A 6092-nucleotide genomic window follows, 5' to 3' on the forward strand; every position below is an offset into this window, starting at 1 on the left:
CGGTCGTCGTGCTCGCCGTGAGTCCCCCTCAGTCTCGCATCCGGCCCAGGGGATCCCTGGTGGGGAGAATGTGGTTGCACGAGACGTCTCGTCTCGTTAAGGTCGTGTCCATGACCTCAGCCAAAACCGCACACATCGCCATGTTCTCCATCGCCGCCCCCGGCCACGTGAACCCGAGCATCGAAGTGATCCGGGAACTCGTCGCCAGGGGCCACCGCGTCAGCTACGCCATCCCCGCCTCCTTCGCCGAGACCGTCGCGGAGACCGGCGCCACTCCGGTGGTCTGGAAGTCCACCCTGCCCACCCACGACGACCCCGAGGCCTGGGGCACCGAGCTCATCGACAACGTCGAACCCTTCCTGGACGACGCCGTGCAGGCGCTCCCGCAGCTCGCGGCGGCCTTCGAGGGCGACGAACCGGACCTCGTCATCCACGACATCACCGCCTACCCGGCGCGCGTCCTCGCCCGCCGCTGGGACGTCCCGTCCATCTCGCTCTCCCCGAACCTGGTCGCCTGGACCGGCTACGAAGAGGAGGTCGGCGCCCCGATGACCGCACAACTGCGCGCCACCGAACGCGGGAAGGCCTACTACGCCCGCTTCCGCGCCTGGCTCGACGAGAACGGCATCGACGAGGACGCCGACCACTTCGTCGGCCGTCCCCGGCGCAGCATCGTCCTGATCCCGCGCGCCCTCCAGCCGCACGCCGACCGCGTCGACGCGTCCGTGCACACCTTCGTCGGGGCCTGCCAGGGCGACCGCAGCGCCACCCAGGGCACCTGGGAGCGGCCGGCCTCCGTCGAGGGGAAGAAGGTCCTGCTCGTCTCCCTCGGCTCCACCTTCACCAAGCAGCCCGCCTTCTACCGGGCCTGCATCGAAGCCTTCGGCGACCTGCCCGACTGGCACGTCGTGCTGCAGATCGGCACGTTCACCGACGAGGCCGACCTCGGGGAGATCCCCGCCAACGTCGAGGTCCACCGCTGGGTTCCCCAGCTGGACGTCCTGCGTCAAGCCGACGCCTTCATCACCCACGCGGGCGCCGGCGGCAGCCAGGAGGGCCTGGCCACCGCGACCCCGATGGTCGCCGTGCCCCAGGCGGTCGACCAGTTCGGCAACGCCGACATGCTGGCCGCCCTCGGCGTGGCCCGCCACGTCCCGATGGAGGAGGCCGACGCCACCACCCTGCGCGAGGCCGTCCTCGCACTGCTCGACGACCCCCGGGTGACCGAACGCCTGGAGGACATCCGCGCAGGCATGGCCTCCGAGGGCGGCACCCGCCAGGCCGCCGACCTCATCGAGGCCGCGCTGTCACAGACAACCCCTAGGGTGCGGCCATGACGAAGAAAGCCAGTACGACAGCGCATACGAAGAAGTACGCCGCCCTCCTGCGCGGCATCAACGTCGGCGGGAACAAGAAGGTCCCCATGGCCGAGCTGCGCTCCCTGCTGGAGGGGCTCGGCCACGGCGACGTGCAGACGTACCTGCAGAGCGGCAACGCCGTCTTCAGCAGCCCGCAGACGGATCCCACCGCCCTCGCCCGGGCACTGGAGGCGGCCATCGAGGACCACTTCGGGTTCCGCGTGGCCTGCCTGGTCGTCGACGGGGACCACCTGGCCGCCGTCGCCGAGGCCTGCCCCTTCCCTGCGGCCGACCTGGAGGGCAGGCAGCTCCACGCCACCTTCTTCTCCGAGCAGCCCGGCCCCGAGCGCTTCGCCGCCCTCGACGCCCCCGCGTACCTCCCCGAGGAGTACCGCCTGGGAGACCGCGTCCTCTACCTCTACGCCCCGAACGGCCTCGGCCGCTCCAAGCTGGCCGAAGCCCTCGCCCGGCCCGCCGTCGTCAAGGGCCTGGACGTCACCACCCGCAACTGGAACACCGTGCTCAAACTGGTGGAGCTGACCCGCTCCTAGCGTTCCGCGGGCAGGGCCCCCCGCATCGCCCCCCGCCCCGGCCCGGCCGCGTCCGGACACGGCCGGTGTGTCAGGCTCTGGGCATGCGTTACATCATCATCGGCGCCGGTGCGGTCGGCGCGGCCATCGGCGGACGCCTCGCCGAATCCGGCCAGGAGGTCGTCCTCGCCGCGCGCGGCGCGCACGCCGAGGCCCTGAAGTCCGACGGACTGCGGCTCACCACCGCCGACGGCACCCGCGTCCACCGGCTCCCGGTGGTCACGGCCCCGGCGGAACTGGGCGAACTACGCCCGCACGACGTCCTGCTGCTGACCGTGAAGACCCAGGACGCGATCGCCGCGCTCGACGCGTGGGGCGACGCGGAGGTCGCCGGCGGCGGCACGGCCGCGCAGCGGCTGCCGCTGCTGTGCGCGCAGAACGGCGTGGAGAGCGAACGGCTCGCGCTGCGCCGCTTCGCGCGGGTGTACGGGGTCTGCGTCTGGCTGCCGTCGACCTTCCTGGAGCCCGGCGCGGTCTCGGCCCTGTGCGCGCCGCTCACCGGGATCCTGCACCTCGGGCGGGCGGCCGGCGGAGCGGACTCCCGGATCAGGGCCGTTGCCGCCGACCTCGCCGGGGCGGGCTTCGGGGCGCCGGTCGTCGAGGACGTGATGCGGTGGAAGTACGCGAAGCTCCTCGGGAACCTGGGCAACGCGATCCAGGCCACCACCGGCCCCGAGCCGGACCCCGCCAAGGCGGCCCTGCTGCTGCGCGCCGTCCGCGAGGGGAAGGCGGCCTTCGAGGCGGCGGGCATCGGCTACGCCACCGAGGCCGAACAGTCGGAGGCCCGCGACGGCAAGGTCGACCAGCCGGCGGGCGTACGCGGCGGCTCCTCCTGGCAGAGCCTGGCCCGCGGCACGGGCTCCGTCGAGGCCGACTACCTCAACGGTGAGATCTCCCTGCTGGGCCGCCTCCACGGCGTCCCCACCCCGGTCAACGACGTCCTGCGCCACGCGGCGAACATCTTCGCCCGCGAGGGCCTCCCCCCGGGCGCGATGTCCATCGCCGACCTGACCGCCCTCGCCGACGAGGCCACCGCCCGCGCCGGAAGCCAAGCCTAGGCCGACAGGGCCGCGAGCCGGGCCGGAGCCGAGGCGGACGTGTCGTAGCGGTGGAGGAGGAGGCGGGCCAGTTCCGGGGTGGCGCCCAGGACGTCGGCCACCACGTCCGCGCCCGCCGCCGCCGCGCCGGCCGCGATGCGGTCCGGGAGGCGGCCCGGGGCGATGACGTACGGGGCCACCGCGACGCGGCGGACGCCCTCCGCGCGCAGGGCGCGTACGGCGTCCTCCGTGCGGGGAAGGGCAGCGGAGGCGAACGCAGGCCGCACGGCGCACCAACCGGTGTGCCGCCACTCCCGCGCGATTTCAGCGATCACTGCGATCGCCTCCGGGTCTGAGGATCCGGCGGACGCGAGGACGACGCCGGTCGTCGCGCGGTCCGCCGGGGTGAGGCCGAGGCCGGCCTCGGCGAGGCGGCGTTCGAGGGACGCCACCAGCAGGGGGTGCGGGCCCAGGACCTCCGCCACCCGGACCGACAGGCCGGTCAGGCGCGTGGTGGACTCCGCGAGCACCGCCGGGATGTCGGCCTTCGCGTGGAAGGCGCGGGTCAGCAGCAGCGGCAGGGCCACGACCTCCCGTACCCCCGACAGGTACAGGGAGGCCAGGGCCTGGGAGACGGTCGGCCCGTTGAAGTCCAGGAAGGCCGTCTCCACCCGCAGCCCGGGCCGCAGCGCCCGCGCCCGCCCGACGAGGGCGTGCACGGTCGCCGCGTGCCGCGGATCGCGGCTGCCGTGGGCTATGACCAGGAGTGCGCGGGACATCGCAGGCTCAGCTCTTGACCAGCAGGCCGCGGCTGCGCAGCACCCACCGCTCGACCGGGCTGAAGATCAGCAGGTCGATGGCGATGCCGACCACGAGGATCAGGATGATCGCGAGGAACACGCCCGGCAGGTCGATGTTGTTGCGGCCGTTCTCCAGCAGCTGGCCGAGGCCGAGGCCCAGGTCGGGGGAGCTGGCGATGATCTCGGCGGCCATCAGGGAGCGCCAGGAGAACGCCCAGCCCTGCTTGAGGCCGGCGACGTAGCCGGGCAGCGCGGCCGGCATGACGACGTGCCAGGCGCCGCGCAGGCCGGTGGCGCCGAGCGTGCGGCCGGCCCGCAGGAACAGCGGCGGTACCTGGTCGATGCCGGAGACGAGGCCGTTGGCGATCGACGGGACCGCGCCCAGCAGGATCACCGTGTACATCATGGCGTCGTTGAGGCCGAACCAGAGCACGGCCGGCGGGACCCAGGCCACCGACGGCAGGGACTGGAGACCCTGGAGGATCGGTCCGATCGCGGCGCGGACGAACTTCACCCGGGCGACGAGCAGGCCCAGCGGGGTGCCGATGGCCAGGGCGAGGAGGAAGCCGAGCAGGCCGCGGGAGACGGAGGTCCAGATGACCTCCAGCAGCGTGCCCTTGAGCCACATCTCGGAGAGGCTGTCCCATACGGCGGACAGGGCGGGCAGCTTGGTCTCCTCGGCGACCTTCGCCGAGACGAGAACCTGCCACACGACCAGCACCAGCGCGACCGCCAGGACCGGCGGCAGGACCTTCTTGGTGAGGACCTCGCGGACCGGGGTGCGGTGGGTCTGGACTGCGTCGAGGGCGTCCAGGCCGGCTTCCAGGCCGGCCAGGTCGTCGCTTTTCGCCGCGGCCTTCGGGGTGGTGTCAGTGCTGGCCATGGCGGCGGATCTCCCCACGCAGGTGTTCGGTGATCTCGAGGGACAGCTCCGCGACGTCCGCGTTCTCGATGCGGCGCGGCTGCGGGATGTCCACGGTCCACTCCTTCGCGACCCGGCCGGGGCGGGAGGAGAGGAGGACGACGCGCTGGGCGAGGCGGACGGCCTCGCGCACGTTGTGGGTGACGAAGAGGACGGACAGGCCGGTCTCTTCCCAGATGCGGGTGAGTTCGCCGTGCAGGACGTCGCGGGTGATGGCGTCGAGGGCCGCGAACGGCTCGTCCATCAGCAGCAGCCGACTGTCCTGGGCGAGGGCGCGGGCGAGGGCCACGCGCTGGCGCATGCCGCCGGACAGTTCGTGGACGCGCTTGCCGTGGGCGCCGCCGAGGCGGACCAGCTCCAGCAGCCGTTCGGCCTCCGTCGTGCGGTCGGCCTTGGCCACCCCGCGCAGCCGCAGGGCGAGCTCGATGTTCTTGCCCGCGGTCAGCCACGGGAACAGGGCGTGCTCCTGGAACATCAGGGCCGGGCGGCCGAGGGTCTCGATCGACCCCGCGGACGGCTTGTCCAGCCCCGCGACCAGGTTCAGCAGCGTGGACTTCCCGCACCCGGAGGCCCCCAGGAGGGTGACGAACTCTCCGGGAGCGACATCGAGGCTGATGTCGTCCAGGACGAGCTGCGATCCGGCCGGACCGGAGAAGGACTTCGAGACGTGCTCGATGCGGGCGGCGTGCGTCAGCTCCGCTACCGCGCCCTCGGCAGCCTTGGCGAGTGTGGTGGCCATGGTCGTCACCTCCTGGGGTTGCTGGACTACGGACTTACTTGGCGCCGAGACCGGCGTCGGAGACCTCGGGCTTGCCGGCGGCCTTGAGGACCTTGTTCAGGAGCGTCAGGTCGTAGATGCCGGCCAGGTCGGGCTTCTCGAGGAGCTTGGCCTTGACCGCGGAGTCGGCCTGCGCCTTGAGCGTCGTGGCCAGCGGGTCGTCGGTGACGAGGATGCTCGACCATGCCGGGTCGATGATCTTCGCGTCGAGCGGCTTGCCGCCGTCCGCCGCCAGCTTGGCGTTCGCGGAGGCCTTCGCCTTGTCGGGGTTGGCGTTGATCCACTCGTTGGTCTTCACCGTGCCCTTGAGCACGGCCTCGACGACGTCCGGGTGCTCCTTGAGGAACTTCTGCGACACGATCACGTTCGTGATCACGAACTTCTTGTCGGGCCACAGGGTGGTCTCGTCGAGGAGGACGGAGCCGCCGTCGGAGACGAGCTTGGAGGCTGTGGGCTCCGGTACCCAGGCGCCGTCGATCGAGCCCTGCTTGAAGGCGTCGGGGGTGACCTTATTGTCCGTGCGGACGACGGAGACGTCGCCCTTGCCGGACTCGGCGTCGACCGTCCAGCCCTTCTCGGAGATCCAGTTGAGGAACGCGACGTCCTG

At 72.3% G+C, this 6092-nt stretch carries 7 protein-coding genes; 3 read left to right on the forward strand and 4 right to left on the reverse strand.

What is annotated here, in order from left to right; all coding sequences use genetic code 11:
- The first annotated feature begins 59 nt into the window (after positions 1 to 59).
- From mgt to AB0D45_RS05130, 3 genes are all read left to right on the forward strand, one after another.
- A complete protein-coding gene (gene mgt / locus AB0D45_RS05120; protein WP_362455338.1) occupies positions 60 to 1337 on the forward strand; it encodes a macrolide-inactivating glycosyltransferase in 1278 nt (425 codons plus the stop codon).
- Entirely contained in the window at positions 1334 to 1909 is a 576-nt protein-coding gene (locus AB0D45_RS05125; protein WP_362455339.1) for a DUF1697 domain-containing protein, read from the forward strand. The genes mgt and AB0D45_RS05125 overlap by 4 nt, the downstream gene beginning before the upstream one ends.
- An 83-nt stretch (positions 1910 to 1992) precedes the next feature.
- Positions 1993 to 3006: a 2-dehydropantoate 2-reductase N-terminal domain-containing protein gene (locus AB0D45_RS05130; RefSeq protein WP_362455340.1), complete on the forward strand. Its 1014-nt coding sequence runs from the start codon at positions 1993 to 1995 to the stop codon at positions 3004 to 3006.
- Here AB0D45_RS05130 and AB0D45_RS05135 read toward each other — a convergent pair.
- The 4 genes from AB0D45_RS05135 to AB0D45_RS05150 form a co-directional block, all read right to left on the reverse strand.
- Positions 3003 to 3764: a sirohydrochlorin chelatase gene (locus AB0D45_RS05135; protein WP_361607369.1), complete on the reverse strand. Its 762-nt coding sequence runs from the start codon at positions 3762 to 3764 to the stop codon at positions 3003 to 3005. The two genes, AB0D45_RS05130 and AB0D45_RS05135, sit on opposite strands and share 4 nt — an antisense overlap.
- Positions 3765 to 3771: 7 nt before the next feature.
- Positions 3772 to 4668, reverse strand: coding sequence for an ABC transporter permease subunit (locus tag AB0D45_RS05140; protein WP_361607372.1), 897 nt, complete (start codon positions 4666 to 4668; stop codon positions 3772 to 3774).
- Positions 4655 to 5446 (reverse strand): ABC transporter ATP-binding protein, encoded by a 792-nt coding sequence (locus AB0D45_RS05145; protein WP_361607375.1) that lies wholly within the window; start codon positions 5444 to 5446, stop codon positions 4655 to 4657. Before AB0D45_RS05145 ends, AB0D45_RS05140 begins: the two co-directional genes overlap by 14 nt.
- 34 nt (positions 5447 to 5480) lie before the next feature.
- On the reverse strand, positions 5481 to 6092 hold a 612-nt coding region (locus tag AB0D45_RS05150), incomplete at its 5' end, for an ABC transporter substrate-binding protein (protein WP_362455341.1).

Source organism: Streptomyces sp. NPDC048352 (assembly GCF_040651895.1).
In the GTDB taxonomy this organism is placed as follows: domain Bacteria; phylum Actinomycetota; class Actinomycetes; order Streptomycetales; family Streptomycetaceae; genus Streptomyces.